Source organism: Pseudomonas sp. TH21, assembly GCF_016651025.1.
Taxonomy (GTDB): Bacteria; Pseudomonadota; Gammaproteobacteria; order Pseudomonadales; family Pseudomonadaceae; genus Aquipseudomonas; species Aquipseudomonas aylmerensis.
In genome coordinates this window covers 1,274,006-1,291,639 of sequence record NZ_JAEKEQ010000001.1, presented here as the reverse complement: position 1 = coordinate 1,291,639, position 17,634 = coordinate 1,274,006, and the positions used below count along the sequence as shown (strand labels likewise).

The following is a 17,634-nucleotide window of genomic DNA, read 5'->3' as shown; positions in this document are numbered from 1 at the left end:
CTCGGTCTATCAGTCAGACCGCGGTGAGGCTATCGCAGGCAAGCCAGCTCCTACCTTTTAAGCGCGTACTGAGCAGTGAGGCTTACTCAGGCTTGACCCGCTCCGACGGCCTGCGCACGCCGGCTACGATCTTGTCCACGGCCTTGGTCGCCGCCACCATGCCAAACGTGGCTGTGACCATCATCACCGCGCCAAACCCACCCGCGCAGTCCAGTTTCACCCCGTCCCCGACAAAACTCTTCTGCAAGCAGATGCTGCCGTCCGGCTTGGGATAGCGCAACTGCTCGGTGGAAAACACGCACGGCACACTGTAATGGCGGGTCACGGTGCGGGAAAAGCCGTAATCGCGGCGCAAGGTGGAACGCACTTTCGAGGCCAGCGGGTCGTTGAAGGTACGGTTCAGGTCACAGACCTGGATCAACGTCGGGTCGATCTGCCCGCCCGCGCCGCCGGTGGTGATGATCTGGATCTTGCGGCGCTTGCACCAGGCGATCAGCGCGGCCTTGGCGTTGACGGCGTCGATGCAGTCGATCACGCAATCGATGGTCGGCGTGATGTATTCGGCCATGGTGTCGCGGGTCACGAAGTCGGCCACCGCGTGCACCGTGCAATCCGGATTGATACCGCGCAGGCGCTCGGCCATCACTTCGACCTTGGGCTTGCCCACGGTGCTGTCCAGGGCGTGCAACTGGCGGTTGCTGTTGCTGACGCAGACATCGTCCAGGTCAAACAGCGAAATCTCGCCCACCCCGCAGCGGGCCATGGCTTCAGCCGCCCAGGAGCCCACGCCGCCAACGCCGACGATTGCCACATGGGCCGCTTTCAAGCGTTCCAGGCCTTCAATGCCATACAAGCGGGCGACGCCTGCAAACCGCGGATCTTCTGTACTCATGACCATTACCCCAAAAACCGGCGCGCATTATGGGCTACGCAGCGGCAAGTTTTAAGCTACAAGTTACAAGTAAAGAACTTAGGTGGTCTTTCGCTGACTAACGTCCGGCTTTTCTCTGTCTGCTATACGCTCAGGGAAGCGCCGGTGTAGGATGCGCGCCGTTCGGCGTAGGCCGACACCTCTTTTCGTTCCACACCCTTTGGAACCCGAAATAGCCATGTCATCGCGTAAATTTGGACTCAACCTGGTGGTGGTGCTGGCAATTGCCGCGCTGTTCACCGGCTTCTGGGCGCTGATCAACCGCCCGGTCACCACCCCTAACTGGCCCGAGCAGATCTCCGGTTTTTCCTACTCGCCGTTCCAGCAAGGCCAGTACCCGCAGAAAGACCAGTACCCGACCGACGACCAGATGCGCCAGGATCTGGCGATCATGAGCAAGCTGACGGACAACATCCGTACCTACTCGGTCGACGGTACGCTGGGGGATATCCCCAAGCTCGCCGAAGAATTCGGCCTGCGCGTGACGCTGGGGATCTGGATCAGCCCGGACCTGGAGCGCAACGAGCGTGAAATCCAGCGCGCCATCGAGATCGCCAACAGCTCGCGCAGCGTTGTGCGGGTAGTCGTCGGTAACGAAGCGTTGTTCCGTGAAGAAATCACCCCCGAAGCGCTGATCGTGCTGCTGGACCGCGTGCGCGCCGCCGTGAAAGTGCCGGTGACCACCTCCGAGCAATGGCACATCTGGGAACATAACCCGCAACTGGCCAAGCACGTCGACTTGATCGCCGCGCACATCCTGCCGTACTGGGAACATATTCCGGTCGACCAGGCGGGCCAGTTCGTACTCGACCGTGCCAGGGACCTGAAGAAGACCTTCCCGAAAAAGCCGTTGCTGCTGTCGGAGGTTGGCTGGCCGAGCAACGGGCGCATGCGCGGTGGTGCTGACGCCTCGCCGGCGGACCAGGCAATTTACCTGCGCAAGCTGGTCAATACGCTGAACCGCCAGGGCTACAACTACTTCGTGATCGAGGCTTTCGATCAGCCGTGGAAAGCCAGCGATGAAGGTTCGGTAGGCGCCTACTGGGGCGTGTACAACGCCGCGCGCCAGCAGAAATTCAACTTCGAAGGCCCCGTGGTCGCCATCCCGCAGTGGCGCGTGCTGGCCATCGGTTCGGTGGTGCTTGCGCTGCTGTCCCTGACCCTGCTAATGATCGACGGCTCGGCCTTGCGCCAGCGTGGCCGCACCTTCCTGACCTTTATCGCGTTCCTGTGCGGGTCGGTGCTGGTGTGGATCGGCTACGACTACAGCCAGCAATACAGCACCTGGTTCAGCCTGACGGTCGGATTCCTGTTGGCGCTCGGTGCGCTGGGCGTATTCATCGTGTTGCTGACCGAAGCCCACGAATTGGCCGAAGCGGTCTGGACTCACAAGCGCCGGCGTGAATTCCTGCCGGTTGAAGGGGATTCGGACTACCGCCCGAAAGTGTCGATCCACGTGCCGTGCTACAACGAGCCACCAGAGATGGTCAAACAGACCCTCGACGCCCTGGCCGCGCTCGATTACCCGGACTACGAAGTCCTGATCATCGACAACAACACCAAGGACCCGGCGGTGTGGGAGCCGGTGCGTGACTACTGCGCAACCCTCGGCCCGCGCTTCAAGTTCTTCCACGTCGCGCCCCTGGCCGGTTTCAAGGGCGGCGCGCTGAACTACCTGATCCCGCACACCGCCAAGGATGCCGAAGTGATCGCGGTGATCGACTCGGACTACTGCGTGTCGCCGAACTGGCTCAAGCACATGGTGCCGCACTTCGCCGACCCGAAAATCGCGGTCGTGCAATCGCCGCAGGACTACCGCGACCAGAACGAAAGCACCTTCAAGAAGCTCTGCTACGCCGAATACAAAGGCTTCTTCCATATCGGCATGGTCACCCGCAACGACCGTGACGCGATCATCCAGCACGGCACCATGACCATGACCCGCCGCTCGGTGCTCGAAGAGCTCGGCTGGGCCGACTGGTGCATCTGTGAAGATGCCGAACTCGGTCTGCGCGTGTTCGAGAAAGGCCTGTCGGCGGCGTACTACCACGACAGCTACGGCAAGGGCCTGATGCCGGATACCTTTATCGACTTCAAGAAACAGCGTTTCCGCTGGGCCTACGGTGCGATTCAGATCATCAAGCGGCACACCGCCAGCCTGTTGCGCGGCAAGGACACCGAGCTGACCCGTGGCCAGCGCTATCACTTCCTCGCGGGCTGGTTGCCGTGGGTGGCGGATGGCATGAACATCTTCTTCACCGTCGGCGCGCTGTTGTGGTCGGCGGCGATGATCATCGTGCCAACCCGGGTCGACCCGCCGCTGCTGATTTTCGCGATCCCGCCGTTGGCGCTGTTCGTGTTCAAGGTCGGCAAGATCATCTTCCTCTACCGCCGTGCGGTGGGCGTGAACTTGAAAGATGCGTTCTGCGCGGCACTCGCCGGGCTGGCGTTGTCCCATACCATCGCCAAAGCGGTGCTGTACGGCTTCTTCACCACCAGCATTCCGTTCTTTCGTACACCGAAAAACGCGGATAACCACGGCTTCTGGGTAGCGATTTCCGAAGCCCGCGAAGAAATGTTCATCATGCTGCTGTTGTGGGGCGCGGCGCTGGGGATCTACCTGGTGCAGGGCCTGCCGAGCAATGACATGCGCTTCTGGGTGGTCATGCTGCTGGTGCAGTCGCTGCCCTATGTAGCGGCGTTGATCATGGCGTTCCTCTCGTCGCTGCCCAAACCGGCACCGACGGTTGAGCCGGCAACGGCGGAGTAAAAACTCGCGCAATGCACTAAACGGCGGCCTCTGGCCGCCGTTTTGCTATAAGATAACGGCCGTTTTGTGAGACTTGGCCTGGCCCAATTCCCTGTGGGAGCTGGCTTGCCTGCGATGCAGACGCCGCGGTCTGCCAGGCACACCGCAGCGATGCTATCGCCGGCAAGCCAGCTCCCACATTGGAAGGGTGCCGATCCAGGCTCTGAATCCCACCTACGTCCTGCGCCCACGACACGCTTTCCGGAGTTTCCCCATGACGGCCCATGCCGACCTTTCGCCGACCCTTCAACTTGCCATCGACTTGATCCGTCGCCCCTCGGTGACGCCGATCGACGCCGACTGCCAGAAGCTGATGATGCAGCGCCTGGGCGACGCCGGTTTTGCACTGGAGCCGATGCGCATCGAGGACGTGGACAACTTCTGGGCCACCCATGGCAAGCATGATGGCCCGGTGCTGTGCTTCGCCGGCCACACCGACGTGGTGCCGACCGGCCCGGTGCAGGCCTGGCAGAACGACCCGTTCGACGCGCTGATCGACGACAACGGCATGCTCTGCGGGCGTGGCGCGGCGGACATGAAAGGCAGCCTGGCCGCCATGCTGGTGGCCTCCGAGCGTTTTGTCACTGATTACCCGGACCACAAGGGCTCGGTCGCCTTCCTGATCACCAGCGATGAAGAAGGCCCGGCGCACCACGGCACCAAGGCCGTGATCGAACGCCTGGCCGCGCGCAAGGAGCGCCTGGACTGGTGCATCGTCGGCGAGCCGTCGAGCACTACGCTGGTGGGCGACGTGGTCAAGAATGGCCGTCGTGGCTCTCTCGGTGCCACCCTCACCGTGCGTGGCGTGCAGGGCCACGTGGCCTATCCGCACCTGGCGAAGAACCCGATCCACCTGGCGGCCCCGGCCCTGGCGGAACTCGCCGCCGAGCATTGGGACGATGGCAACGCCTTCTTCCCGCCGACCAGCTTCCAGATTTCCAACCTCAATTCCGGCACCGGCGCGACCAACGTGATCCCTGGCGACCTGACGGCGGTGTTCAACTTCCGCTTCTCCACCGAATCCACGGTAGAAGGCCTGCAGCAACGCGTCGCGGCCATTCTCGACAAGCATGACCTCGACTGGCACGTGGAATGGGCGCTGTCGGGCCTGCCGTTCCTGACCGAACCGGGCGCGTTGCTGGATGCCGTATCGGCCAGCATCAAGGCGATCACCGGTCGTGAAACCAAGGCCTCCACCAGTGGCGGCACGTCCGATGGGCGCTTCATCGCGACCCTCGGCACCCAGGTGGTCGAGTTGGGCCCGGTGAACGCGACGATCCACCAGGTCAACGAACGCATCCTGGCCAGCGATCTCGATGTGCTGACCGAAATCTACTACCAGACCCTGATCAAGTTGCTCGCCTGATGCTTGCCTGCCCCATTTGCAGCGCACCGCTCAACGCGGTGGACAACGGCGTGGCGTGCCCGGCCGGGCACCGTTTCGACCGTGCCCGCCAGGGTTACCTGAACCTGTTGCCGGTGCAGCACAAGAACAGCCGCGACCCGGGCGATAACCTCGCGATGGTCGAGGCGCGCCGCGACTTCCTCAACGCCGGGCACTACGCCCCGGTGGCCAGGCGCCTGGCCGAACTGGCTCGCGAACGTGCACCGCAGCGCTGGGTGGACATCGGCTGCGGCGAGGGTTACTACACCGCGCAAATCGCCGATGCCCTGCCCCATGCCGACGGCTATGCCCTGGATATCTCCAAGGAAGCGGTCAAGCGCGCCTGCAAGCGCAACCCGGCACTGACCTGGTTGATCGCCAGCATGGCCCGCGTGCCCTTGGCCGATGCCAGTTGCCAGTTTATCGCCAGCGTATTCAGCCCTCTGGACTGGCAGGAGGCCAAACGCCTGCTCAGCCCAGGCGGCGGCTTGATGAAGGTCGGCCCTACCGCCGGCCACCTGATGGAGTTGCGCGAGCGTTTGTACGACGAAGTACGCGAGTACACCGACGACAAGCACCTGGCCCTGGTGCCGGAGGGCATGAGCCTGGTGCACACTGAAACGCTGTCGTTCACCCTGAGCCTGGCCGAGCCCAAGGACCGCGCCAACCTGCTGGCCATGACGCCCCACGGCTGGCGTGCGAGTGCCGAGCGCCGTGCCGAGGTGATCGAAGCGGTCGAGCCGCTGCAGGTCACGGTGTCGATGCGCTACGATTATTTCGTGCTTCAATAACCGACTTTTCCGCGAATGGATTTTCGAATCCCGCAACGAGGAACATCCATGCGCCAACCCGATATCGAGATTTACCTGAAGGACGCTGACGTCGACCACAAGGCCATCGCCGCCTGGCTGGGCGCCGCCCTGGGCCCTTGCACCGACTGGGTCCAGAAGGGCCAGACCTACAAGTGCACGGCCGGCAGCGTGCCGGTTACCTGGCTGCCGAAAGCCGTAGGCAAGTGGAACAGCCTGTACCTGGAAAGTGACCAGACCCCGTGGGAAGACGACATCGCCTGCGCCCGCGCCGCGTTTGCCGCGCTGAACGTCGAGGTGCGTTGCGCACCGGGTACGTGGGTAGAAGAAGAAGGTGAGGAAAGTGCCGACACCTGGATTCGCATCAGCGCGGACGGTGAAGAGCAGATCACCTGGAAAACCGCCTGAACCTGAAGTGTGAACCCCATCAAACTGTGGGAGCGGGCTTGCTCGCGAAAGCGGTGGACCAGTCGCCTTTATAGTGACTGACCCACCGCTTTCGCGAGCAAGCCCGCTCCCACAGGGTTTCAACGGTGTAGCAAAAACCCAGGTTACAGCCCCACCACATCCTCCGCCTGCAACCCCTTCTCGCCGGTCACCACGGCGTACTCCACCTGCTGGCCCTCGGCCAACGAACGGTGGCCTTCACCGCGAATGGCGCGGTAGTGCACAAACACATCCTTGCCGTCTTCGCGTTGAATAAAGCCATAGCCCTTTGCATCGTTGAACCACTTCACATTACCGGTTTCGCGCGTTGCCATCTGTTTTGCTCCCACATGCTTTTTTATTGTTGAGTCGCTCACTGGAACTGCCGAGTATATGACAGGCTCAAAAACGATCAACTCAAGTTTACATCGCTGCTTTTTTGCCGATTTTCGGCGAATACGGCACACTACTCACCCGAGCGCCTGCTCGGTTTTTTCCACTTGAAGCAGCTCGCCTATGACCCGCTCCCCGTTCCGCCGTCTGGTGTTTGGCACCTTGCGCCGACTGTTGTACCTCTGGGTTCGCTCGGAGACGATCAACCAGTCGTCCCTTACCCTTAACCTGGACCGCAGCCGGCCGGTGTTCTACGTCCTGCAATCGCCCTCCCTCAGCGAACTCGCCGTGGTCGATGCCGAGTGCACCAAGGCCGGCCTGCCGCGCCCGGTGCTGCCGGTGTCGGTGGGGCCGCTGATGGAGCCCGCCGCATTCTTCTACCTCACGCCGGAACCAGACTGGCTCGGCCGCCAGGACAAGCGCGGTGCGCCGCCGACCCTGACCCGCCTGGTCAACACCCTGACCGAGCACGCCGAAGAGAATGCACAAATCATTCCGGTCAGCGTGTTCTGGGGGCAGTCCCCCGAGAGCGAGTCCAGCCCATGGAAGCTGCTGTTCGCCGACAGCTGGGCGGTCACCGGGCGTCTGCGCCGGCTGTTGAGCATCCTGATCCTCGGTCGCAAGACCCGTGTGCAATTCTCTGCGCCTATCAACCTGCGTGAATTGATCGAGCACAATAAAGGGCACGAACGCACCGTGCGCATGGCCCAGCGCATCCTGCGTGTGCACTTTCGTAACCTGAAGACTGCGGTGATCGGCCCCGACCTGTCCCACCGCCGCAACCTGGTGAAGGGCCTGGTGAACATGCCGCTGGTACGCCAGGCCATTGCCGACGAGGCCGAGCGCGAAAAGATCAGCCCGGAAAAAGCCAAGGCCCAGGCCCTGCGCTACGGCAACGAGATCGCCTCGGACTACACCTACACCGCGATCCGCTTCCTCGAAGTGGTGCTGAGCTGGTTCTGGAACAAGATCTACGACGGCATAAAGGTCAATAACATCGAAGGTGTGCAAAAGGTTGCCCAGGGCTACGAGGTGATCTACGTGCCCTGCCACCGCAGCCATATCGACTACCTGCTGCTCTCGTACCTGCTGTTCAAGAACGGCCTGACGCCGCCGCATATCGCCGCCGGGATCAACCTCAACATGCCGGTGATCGGCAGCCTGTTGCGCCGTGGCGGTGCGTTTTTCATGCGCCGCACCTTCAAGGGCAACCCGCTGTACACCTCGGTGTTCAACGAATACCTGCACATCCTGTTCACCAAAGGCTTCCCGGTGGAGTACTTCGTCGAGGGCGGGCGCTCGCGCACCGGGCGCATGCTGCAGCCGAAGACCGGGATGCTGGCGATCACCCTGCGCAGCTTCCTGCGCTCTTCGCGCATGCCCATCGTGTTCGTGCCGGTGTACATCGGCTACGAGCGCGTGCTCGAAGGCCGCACCTACCTCGGCGAGCTGCGGGGCGCGAGCAAGAAGAAAGAGTCGATCTTCGATATTTTCAAAGTGGTCGGCGCACTCAAGCAGCGCTTCGGCCAGGTGGCGGTCAACTTTGGCGAGCCGATCAAGCTGGCGGAATTTCTCGACGCCGAACAACCGGATTGGCGTGCCCAGGAACTGGGCCCGACCTACAAGCCGGCCTGGCTCAACGAAACCACCAACCGCCTCGGCGAGCAGGTGGCCCGCCATCTTAACGAAGCGGCAGCCGTGAACCCGGTGAACCTGGTGGCCCTGGCGCTGCTGTCCACCACGCGCCTGGCCCTGGATGAACAGGCCATGGCCCGCCAGCTCGACCTGTACCTGGCGCTGCTGCGCCGCGTGCCGTATTCGCCGCACACCACCCTGCCCGAAGGCGATGGCCTGGCGCTGATCAAGCACGTCAAGGACATGGACCTGCTGTCGGAACAGAGCGACGCCCTCGGCAAGATTCTGTACCTGGACGAGCAGAACGCCGTCCTGATGACCTACTACCGCAACAACGTGCTGCACATCTTCGCCCTGCCGGCGCTGCTGGCGAGCTTCTTCCAGAGCAGTTCGCGGATGAGCCGCGAGCAGATCCTGCGCTACACCCACGCACTCTACCCGTACCTGCAATCGGAACTGTTTATCCGCTGGTCGCTGGAAGAACTGGACAGTGTGATCGACCAATGGCTGGAGGCGTTTGTCGAACAGGGCCTGCTGCGTTTCGAGAACAACGTGTACCTGCGCCCGGCGCCAAGTTCTCGGCACTTCGTGCTGCTGACACTGCTGTCCAAGAGCATCGCCCAGACCCTGCAACGCTTCTACATGGCGATTTCGCTGTTGCTCAACAGCGGCCAGAACAGCATCAGCGCCGAAGAGCTGGAAGACCTGTGCACGATCATGGCCCAGCGCCTGTCGATCCTGCATGGCCTCAACGCCCCGGAATTCTTCGACAAGAGCCTTTTCCGACATTTCATCCAGACCTTGCTGGAGCAAGATGTGCTGCGCCGCGACGAGGCCGGCAAGTTGAGCTACCACGACCTGCTCGGTGAACTCGCCGAAGGCGCCGCCAAACGCGTGTTGCCGGCGGACATTCGCCTGTCGATCCGCCAGGTGGCCTTGCATCGTGTGGACGGTGCGGCTGAGGCGCCTGTCGAAACCGAAGAAAGCCGCTAGATTGAATAAGGCGCCGGTTAGATGCCGGCGCCGTTGAAAAGGAGCTGTACCATGAAAAAGATCATCCTCCTGGGCCTCACCGCCTTGCTCGGAGCCTGCCAATCCATGAGCCCGACCCCCAAGGCCAACCTCGATGGCGAAGTGTTCTACCTGCAGCGCATTGCCCTGCCGCCCGCCGCCACCTTGAGCGTCAGCCTGCAGGACGTGTCCCTGGCGGACGCGCCCGCGGTGGTCCTGGCCGAGCAGAAAGGCCCGGTCAAAGGCCAGGTGCCGCTGCCGTTTCACCTCAGCTACGACCCGGCCCAGGTCAAGCCGGGCCACAGTTATGCGGTGAGTGCTCGCATCGAACTGGATGGCAGGCTACTGTTTATCACTACCGAACGGCACGCTGTGCAGCTCAACGGCCAGGATCCACAGCCGCTGCGCCTGCGGGTTGATGCGGTCGCTCAGTGAATTCATCGAACACTTGATTTACGCACATAAGGAAGCGCCCATGCTCCGTAATTCCCTTCGCCTCACTGCCCTGTGCGCCGGCCTGCTGTTCGGCGCCAACGCCATGGCCTTGAACCTCGGCAGCCTGTCCCAGGGCGACGCCACCGGCGGTCTCAAGGACGCACTGACCCAGGGCGCACAGATCGCCGTGAAACAACTGGGCGTGCCCGGCGGTTTCAGCAACAACCCTGAAGTGAAGATAGGTCTGCCAGGCAAGCTCGGCAAAGTCGCCGACAAGTTGAAAATGTTCGGCATGGGCGACCAGGTCACCCAGCTCGAAACCAGCATGAACAAGGCCGCCGAAACCGCCGTGACCCAGGCCCAGCCGATCCTGGTCAATGCCGTGAAAAACATGAGCGTGACCGACGCCAAGGGCATTCTCACCGGCGGCCAGGACTCGGCCACTCAGTACCTGAACAAAAGCAGCCGCGAAGAAATCCGCGCCAAGTTCCTGCCGATCGTCAAGGCCGCCACCGACAAGGTCGGCGTGGCCCAGCAGTACAACGCCCTGGCGGGCAAGGCCGCAGCCTTTGGCGCTGTGGATGCCAAGAGCGCCAACGTCGAAAACTACGTGACCGAGCAGGCACTGGACGGTTTGTTCAAGATGATTGCGCAGCAGGAAGAGACGATTCGCAAGAACCCGGCCGCTGCGGCGACCAGCCTGGCGAAGAAGGTGTTTGGCGCGTTGTAATTCCAGATCGCCCGTTGGGTGCCCCCCTCACAACGCCAGGGTCGTTCATCACGATGCCTGGCGTTTTTATGTCACCGGCTCAATAAAACAGCGAGTCAGCCAGTCGCCCTATCATGAGCGTGGCAAAACAGCAGATGGCCACAGAGGTCGCACGATTGATCTTCAAGGGCGTGAGCCAGGTCTTGCGGATACCCTCGAATTGACCGCCGAGCATTATCCAGGCCGACCCCACGGGTATCACTACCAGCGCCAGCGTAGTCATGAAGAGCGCGTAGTCCGCCAGCGCGGTAAATGTGTGCGCTGGAGCGATGAAGGAAACGATCAACAGGCCCTTGGGATTCATCACTGTCAGCCAGAAGAAATAAAGCCCGGAGAATCGATCCTTGCCTGGGGTGATGGTTTCGCCCTTGCGCTGCCATAGCTGGTAGGAAACGTACAGCAAGTAACAGGCCGCGGCCATTTGCGTAGCCTTCAATGCCCAAGGCGAATACGCGGCCAGATAAACCAGTGCAACGCCCCACAGGGAGACTTGCAGCACGTAGGCCAAGCACTCGACGAAGGCCAGTTTCCACGACGTCCGAAAACCAAGCAGCATGCCCGCGCGCAGCAGCAGGGTGTTTGTCGGCCCGGGCACAGCCAGGAGCAGCACCAGCGCCGAAACGGTACCCAGCATGAAATTATCCTAAGTCGGTCATGATCGATGGTCTTTGCACCGATGGCGGTTACGGCTGCCAACCTGGCGAACAAAGTGTTGGGGGCGTTGTATCACAGAGGCGGTTATTTATCGTGAAAAAAGCAAACGCCCCGTGGTGTTCGGGGCTCTTGCAATTGCAGAGTGCGAAAAGACGCACGCAGACAATCAAAGCATTCAGCGGCTGATGAGGGTGTTTGTGTTGTGGTTGTTATTCTGGATCGAGATACCGCTCATGGATTGCGCAGGCCAGTTAACCGATTTTTTTTCCATATTCGATACCCTTTCCTCCAGATCCCGCTTACTTCGATGTGAGTCACAACCGTGGCTCATTGGCGGTAGCTGGCCACCCAACATTTGACCCACCATCATATACAAATTGCCAATCATCTGATTTCCGCCTCTATGAATGTCATGGAAACTTTATCTTCGCGATCAAACCGACCGAATAAAGTACCTGCCTGACAGGTAACCTTGTGTGGCACGCGTGAGAAAAAGGTTCCGAATCAGCGCGCCAAGTCAGTCTCAGGCCTACACGACATCCTTCCTCACCCGGAACCACGCCGCATACAGCGCCGGCAAGAACAGCAACGTCAATGCCGTCGCCACAATCAGCCCGCCCATGATCGCCACGGCCATCGGCCCGAAGAACACACTGCGTGACAGCGGGATCATCGCCAGTACCGCCGCCAGGGCCGTGAGCACAATCGGGCGGAAACGTCGCACGGTGGCTTCGATGATCGCCTGCCACGGCGCCAGCCCGGCCTTGATGTCCTGTTCGATCTGGTCCACCAGGATCACCGAGTTACGCATGATCATCCCCGATAACGCGATGGTGCCCAGCATGGCCACGAACCCGAAGGGCTGGCGGAATACCAGCAGGAACAGCGTCACACCGATCAATCCCAGAGGCGCTGTAAGAAACACCATCGCCGTGCGTGAGAAACTGCGCAGCTGCAGCATCAGCAAGGTCAGCACCACCACGATGAACAGCGGCACGCCAGCCTTCACCGAGTTCTGCCCGCGGGTAGAGTCTTCAACGGTGCCGCCGACTTCCAGCAAGTAGCCATCCGGCAGTTCGGCGCGCACCTCTTCAAGGGTCGGCATGATCTGCTGGACCAGCGTCGCCGGCTGTTCCTTGCCGTAGATATCAGCGCGCACGGTCACCGTCGGCAGACGGTTGCGGTGCCAGATGATGCCCTCCTCAAAGCCGTACTCAAGGGTCGCAATCTGCGACAGCGCCACGCTTTTGCCGTTGTCGGTCGGCACGGCCAGGCTCGGCAGCAGCGACAACTCGGTGCGCTCATGCACGGTGCCGCGCAAGAGGATTTCGATCAACTCGTTGTCTTCGCGGAACTGGCTGACGCTGGAACCGGTGAGTGAACTCTGGAGGAATTTCGACAGGTTGGCGGTGCTCACACCGAGGGCGCGGGCGCGGTCCTGGTCGATATTGAGGTAGACGATTTTGCTCGGTTCTTCCCAGTCCAGGTGCACATTGACCACGTGGGTATTTTCGCGCACCTTGGCCGCCACTTTGCGTGCGAGGGCACGGACTTCTTCGATATGTTCACCGGTCACGCGAAACTGCACCGGGTAGCCCACAGGCGGGCCGTTTTCCAGGCGCGTGACACGTGAGCGCAGCTCGGGGAATTGTTCGTTGAGGGTTTCGATCAGCCAGGTGCGCAGGCTTTCGCGCTCCTCGATGGTCTTGGCCAGCACCACGAACTGCGCAAAGCTGGCCGCCGGCAGCTGCTGGTCCAACGGCAGATAGAAACGCGGCGAGCCGGTACCGACGTAGGCCACATAGTTATCGATGCCGGCATGTTGCTTGAGCAGGGCTTCCAGGCGCTTGACCTGATCGGCGGTGTTGCTCAGGGAGGTGCCTTCGGCCAGTTTCAAGTCGACCATCAACTCCAGACGGCCCGAGGCTGGGAAGAACTGCTGCGGGACAAAACGGAACAGGGCCACCGAGCCGATAAACAGCAGCAGCGTCAGGACGATCACGGTTTTACGCCGGCGCACGCACCACTCCACCAAACGTCTTACGCGCTGATAGAACGGCGTGCCGTAGGGATCAGGACCATCGGCGCCGTGTTTGGCTGCGTGAATTTTCGCCAGGTCCGGCAGGAGCTTTTCCCCCAAATACGGCACGAACACCACCGCAGCGACCCACGAGGCCAGCAACGCAATAGTCACCACCTGGAAGATCGAACGGGTGTATTCACCGGTACTCGACTGCGCGGTGGCGATGGGCAGAAAGCCCGCCGCCGTGATCAACGTGCCGGTGAGCATCGGGAACGCCGTGCTGGTCCAGGCGAAACTCGCGGCTTTAAGACGGTCGTAGCCCTGCTCCATCTTGATCGCCATCATCTCCACGGCGATGATCGCATCGTCCACCAGCAAACCCAGGGCCAATACCAGCGCACCGAGGGAGATCTTGTGCAGGCCGATGCCAAGGTAGTACATGCTGGCAAAGGTCATCGCCAGCACCAACGGAATCGCCAGCGCCACGACCATGCCCGTGCGAATGCCGAGGGAGAAGAAACTCACCAGCAAAACAATCGCCAGGGCCTCAGCCAGGACCTGGACGAATTCGCCGACACTGGTTTTCACCGCTGCCGGTTGGTCCGACACCTTGCGCAGTTGCATGCCGGCAGGAAGGTTCTTCTGCAAGCGTGCGAATTCGCCTTCCAGCGCCTTGCCCAACACCAGGATGTCGCCACCATCACGCATGGCCACGGCCAGGCCAATGGCGTCTTCGCCCATGTAGCGCATGCGTGGTGCCGGTGGGTCGTTGAAGCCGCGGTGAATGTCGGCCACATCGCCGATGCGGAAGGTGCGATCACCCACCCGAATCGGGAAAGCGCGGATCTCGTCCACCGTCTTGAAGTTGCCCGACACCCGCAGTTGTACACGCTCGCTCGGCGTTTCAAAGAACCCGGCGGTGGACACCGCGTTCTGTTCCTGCAGCGCCTGCTGCACCGCCGCCAATGGCAGGCCGAGGGTGGCGAGCTTGAGGTTGGATAACTCGATCCAGATCTTTTCGTCCTGCAGGCCCAGCAGCTCGACCTTGCCCACATCCGGCACGCGCTGCAGCTGAATCTGGATACGGTCGGCGTAGTCCTTGAGCACGGCGTAGTCAAAACCATCGCCGGTCAGCGCGTAAATGTTGCCAAAGGTGGTGCCGAATTCATCATTGAAAAACGGTCCCTGGATATCCGGCGGCAGGGTCTGGCGAATATCGCTGATCTTCTTGCGTACCTGGTACCACAACTCGGGAATCTGCGCCGAGTGCATGGAGTCGCGGGCCATGAAGGTGACCTGGGATTCGCCGGGACGCGAGAACGAGACAATGCGCTCGTAGTCGCCGGTCTCCATGAGTTTCTTCTCGATACGCTCGGTCACCTGGCGTGAAACTTCCTGGGCCGTGGCACCGGGCCAGTTGGTCTTGATCACCATGGCCTTGAAGGTAAACGGTGGGTCTTCGCTTTGTCCCAGCTTGGTGTAGGACAAGGTGCCGACCACCGCGAGCAAGATCATCAGGAACAGTACGATCTGGCGATTACGCAGCGCCCATTCGGAAAGATTGAAACCCATCGGGGACTACTCCTTGGCCGCCAGATTCACCACACGGTTGGAGCGATCCACCGGGCGCACTTGCTGGCCCTCGTGGAGCACATGTACACCGGCAGCTATCACCCAATCAGAAGGGCTCAAGCCTTCCAGCACCGGGACAGTCTTTTCACCGAAGGCGCCGATGCGCACGGGGGTGCGCTTGAGGGTATTGTCCGGCTGTACACGCCAGACGTAGGACTCACCGTTCTCCGCACTGAGGGCAGACAGCGGTACTGACAACGGAATTACGCCGTCGGCCTGTATGAAGACGCGGGCACTCTGACCCAACTCGGCCGGGACTTTGCCACCGGTAAAGGCGACGCGGGCAGCAAAGGTGCGCGACTTGGGATCGGCAGCCGGTGACAGCTCACGAATGCGCCCGGCGAAACGCTGGTCCGGCTGGCTCCACAGTTCGACCGACACCGGCTGGCCAATCTTGAAGCGGCCGAACCCTTGCTCCGGCAAGCTGATCAGCACTTCGCGCTCGCCATCGGTGGCCAGGGTGAACACCGTCTGCCCGGCGGACACCACCTGGCCGACCTCTACCGCACGCTTGGCGACCACACCATCCTGGGGCGCACGCAGCACGGCATACCCGGCCTGATTGCTGGACACGTCGAATTCGGCCTTGATTTGCTTAAGACGCGCTTCACCGGATCGGTAGAGGTTTTCGGAATTATCGTACTGGGAGCGGCTGACCATCTGACGGTCCATCAGGGTCTTGTAGCGATCACGCTCGGCACGCACCAGGCTCAAGTTGGCCTCGGCAGCAGCCACTTGGGCGCGGGTGGCCTCCAGTTGCAGGCGCACGTCCTGCGGGTCGAGTTCCGCCAGCGGCTGGTTGGCCTTGACGCGCTCGCCCTCCTCCACCAGCCGTTTGCTGACTTTGCCGCCGATGCGAAAGGCCAGGTCCGGCTCGTAGCGGGCACGCACTTCACCCGGGTAGCTGTCGGTCGCCTGCGCCGATGGCTGCGGCTGCACCACCATGGCTGGGCGGAGGGTGGTCTGGGCTGCTTCTTCATGGCCGCAGGCGGCCAACAGGAAGACCAAGCTGACAGGCAACGCAAGGGGCAGGAAAGTACTGCGCATGCTGAAGGACCTTTCGCAAATGGAGCTAGGAATAATTATACTGGCCGGTATGTTATTAATACCAAACTCACCAGTCCAGTATTAAAGGTGAAAATGTCCGACAATCCTGTAAACACCAATAGCCCCGGGCGTCCCAAGGACATGGCAAAACGCCAGGCTATCCTCTCGGCAGCGAAGACCCTGTTCTTGAGCAATGGCTACGCCAGCACCAGCATGGATGCCGTGGCGCTTGAAGCCGGCGTGTCGAAGCTGACCGTCTACAGCCACTTCACCGACAAGGAAACCCTGTTCACCGCTGCCGTGGTGGCCACGTGCGAAGAACAATTGCCGGTGATGTATTTCGAACTGCCTGAAGGGCTGCCGGTGGAGACGGTGTTGCTGAATATCGCGCGGGGGTTCCATCGGCTGATCAACAGCGAGGAATCGGTGAACCTGCATCGCCTGATGATGACCACCGGCAATCAGGACGTGAAACTCTCACAGATCTTCTTCGAGGCCGGGCCCATGCGCATGCTGCAAGGCATGGAGCGACTGCTGAGCAGGATCGACCAGAGCGGCGCCCTGGCCATCGACAAACCCTTCAGGGCAGCCGAACACTTCTTCTGCCTGCTCAAGGGTACGGCGAATTTCTGCCTGTTGTATGGCTGCGGCGGACACTTGAGCGACGCAGACGCCGAAGCGCATGTGCAGGAGGTGGTGGGGTTGTTTATGCGCGCTTACCGGGCCTGAAGCGCTGTGTTGTCTTGACCGGTCCTATCGCTGGCCTGCCAGCGATAGGGCCCTCCAGGTCAATGAAGGCTTAAGGCTTGAGCGCCTTCTTGGGGTAGATGTCATACCGGCTGGACTTGCCATCCAGCGCATGGCTCGGCTTGGGCCCGTCGATGCACGGCGCCTTGCGTGGACGCTTGACCACCACGCGGTGGCTGGCCAGGGCCAGGGCGGCAGCGAGCAACGCCGGGGCGTCCGGATCATCGCCGACCAGTGGACGGAACAAGCGCATTTCCTTCTTCACCAGGGCGGTTTTCTCACGATGGGGAAACATCGGGTCGAGGTAGATCACCTGGGGCGGCTCGCCTTGCCAGTTGAGCATCACGTCGATGGAATTGCCCTTGAGCAAGGTCATGCGCGCTACGATCGGCGCCACATCAAAATCCTGCGCAGCGCGCGCCAGGCCGTCTTCGAGCAAGGCGCCGATCAGCGGCTGGCGCTCGATCAGGCTCATCTCGCAGCCGAGGCTGGCCAGCACGAACGCGTCCTTGCCCAGCCCGGCCGTGGCATCCAGCACGCGCGGACGCACGCCCTGGGCGATGCCCACCGCCTTGGCAATCATCTGGCCGCTGCCGCCGCCGTATAACCGGCGGTGAGCAGCACCGCCTTCCACGAAGTCCACGCGCACTGGCCCCGGTGCGTCAGGGCCTAGCTGTTGCAGCTGCAGGCCCTGCTCGCCAACCTGCAGGGAAAAGTCCGCCTCGTCCAGCTGCAACGGCAAGCCAAGCAGCGCAGCCCACTGCGCGGCGCGGTCCTTGAAACCTTCGGCCAAGGCCTCGACCTGGATGCGGCTGGCCGCGGGTTGTTCGCTCATCAATCACTACGCTCAAAAATATTAAGGATCGGCAAAAGTCGGCCGATAAAAACAACAGTCAGGTATTTTGCCAGAGCTGAGCGTCGACCGAGAA

The 17,634-nt window shown here is 61.6% G+C and carries 14 protein-coding genes; 8 read left to right on the top strand and 6 right to left on the bottom strand.

Annotation, left to right across the window (positions count from 1 at the left end; genetic code table 11):
* Positions 1-82: 82 nt before the first annotated feature.
* On the bottom strand, positions 83-898 hold the full coding sequence (tcdA, locus tag JFU04_RS05695) for a tRNA cyclic N6-threonylcarbamoyladenosine(37) synthase TcdA (protein WP_106804966.1): 816 nt from the start codon (positions 896-898) through the stop codon (positions 83-85).
* Positions 899-1,109: 211 nt separating this feature from the next.
* On the opposite strand from tcdA, the gene JFU04_RS05690 reads away from it, so the two are divergent.
* The 4 genes from JFU04_RS05690 (at position 1,110) to JFU04_RS05675 (ending at position 6,341) form a co-directional block, all read left to right on the top strand.
* The gene (locus tag JFU04_RS05690; RefSeq protein ID WP_065903110.1) at positions 1,110-3,701 is read left to right on the top strand and encodes a glycosyltransferase; all 2,592 of its coding nucleotides are present in this window, start codon (positions 1,110-1,112) and stop codon (positions 3,699-3,701) included.
* A gap of 253 nt (positions 3,702-3,954) precedes the next feature.
* Positions 3,955-5,106 (top strand): succinyl-diaminopimelate desuccinylase, encoded by a 1,152-nt coding sequence (dapE, locus tag JFU04_RS05685; RefSeq protein ID WP_201143649.1) that lies wholly within the window; start codon positions 3,955-3,957, stop codon positions 5,104-5,106.
* Positions 5,106-5,915: a putative RNA methyltransferase gene (locus JFU04_RS05680; protein ID WP_201143648.1), complete on the top strand. Its 810-nt coding sequence runs from the start codon at positions 5,106-5,108 to the stop codon at positions 5,913-5,915. Before dapE ends, JFU04_RS05680 begins: the two co-directional genes overlap by 1 nt.
* A gap of 48 nt (positions 5,916-5,963) precedes the next feature.
* Complete coding sequence (locus JFU04_RS05675) at positions 5,964-6,341, top strand: hypothetical protein (RefSeq protein WP_106804969.1); 378 nt, start codon at positions 5,964-5,966, stop codon at positions 6,339-6,341.
* A 143-nt stretch (positions 6,342-6,484) separates the two neighbouring features.
* On the opposite strand, the gene JFU04_RS05670 is transcribed toward JFU04_RS05675, so the two are convergent.
* On the bottom strand, positions 6,485-6,694 hold the full coding sequence (locus tag JFU04_RS05670; protein ID WP_003219353.1) for a cold-shock protein: 210 nt from the start codon (positions 6,692-6,694) through the stop codon (positions 6,485-6,487).
* Positions 6,695-6,875: 181 nt separating this feature from the next.
* Between JFU04_RS05670 and plsB the strand changes: the two genes are divergently transcribed.
* The 3 genes from plsB to JFU04_RS05655 are packed head-to-tail and all read left to right on the top strand — an operon-like array spanning position 6,876 to position 10,563.
* Positions 6,876-9,380, top strand: a complete 2,505-nt coding sequence (gene plsB / locus JFU04_RS05665; RefSeq protein WP_201143647.1) for a glycerol-3-phosphate 1-O-acyltransferase PlsB — start codon at positions 6,876-6,878, stop codon at positions 9,378-9,380.
* Between the two features lie 51 nt (positions 9,381-9,431).
* On the top strand, positions 9,432-9,833 hold the full coding sequence (locus JFU04_RS05660) for a YbaY family lipoprotein (RefSeq protein WP_120447774.1): 402 nt from the start codon (positions 9,432-9,434) through the stop codon (positions 9,831-9,833).
* Positions 9,834-9,873: 40 nt separating this feature from the next.
* A complete protein-coding gene (locus JFU04_RS05655) occupies positions 9,874-10,563 on the top strand; it encodes a DUF4197 domain-containing protein (protein WP_065903339.1) in 690 nt (229 codons plus the stop codon).
* A gap of 79 nt (positions 10,564-10,642) precedes the next feature.
* Here JFU04_RS05655 and JFU04_RS05650 read toward each other — a convergent pair whose 3' ends face one another.
* From JFU04_RS05650 to JFU04_RS05640, 3 genes are all read right to left on the bottom strand, one after another.
* Positions 10,643-11,236: a LysE family translocator gene (locus JFU04_RS05650; RefSeq protein WP_065903126.1), complete on the bottom strand. Its 594-nt coding sequence runs from the start codon at positions 11,234-11,236 to the stop codon at positions 10,643-10,645.
* Between the two features lie 549 nt (positions 11,237-11,785).
* Positions 11,786-14,851, bottom strand: a complete 3,066-nt coding sequence (locus JFU04_RS05645) for an efflux RND transporter permease subunit (RefSeq protein WP_201143646.1) — start codon at positions 14,849-14,851, stop codon at positions 11,786-11,788.
* Between the two features lie 6 nt (positions 14,852-14,857).
* Complete coding sequence (locus JFU04_RS05640; RefSeq protein ID WP_065903129.1) at positions 14,858-15,958, bottom strand: efflux RND transporter periplasmic adaptor subunit; 1,101 nt, start codon at positions 15,956-15,958, stop codon at positions 14,858-14,860.
* A gap of 93 nt (positions 15,959-16,051) precedes the next feature.
* Here JFU04_RS05640 and JFU04_RS05635 point away from each other — a divergent pair, with 93 nt between their 5' ends.
* A complete protein-coding gene (locus JFU04_RS05635) occupies positions 16,052-16,687 on the top strand; it encodes a TetR/AcrR family transcriptional regulator (RefSeq protein ID WP_120447773.1) in 636 nt (211 codons plus the stop codon).
* Between the two features lie 70 nt (positions 16,688-16,757).
* On the opposite strand, the gene JFU04_RS05630 is transcribed toward JFU04_RS05635, so the two are convergent.
* Positions 16,758-17,540, bottom strand: a complete 783-nt coding sequence (locus tag JFU04_RS05630) for a class I SAM-dependent methyltransferase (RefSeq protein ID WP_065903133.1) — start codon at positions 17,538-17,540, stop codon at positions 16,758-16,760.
* Positions 17,541-17,634: the final 94 nt, after the last annotated feature.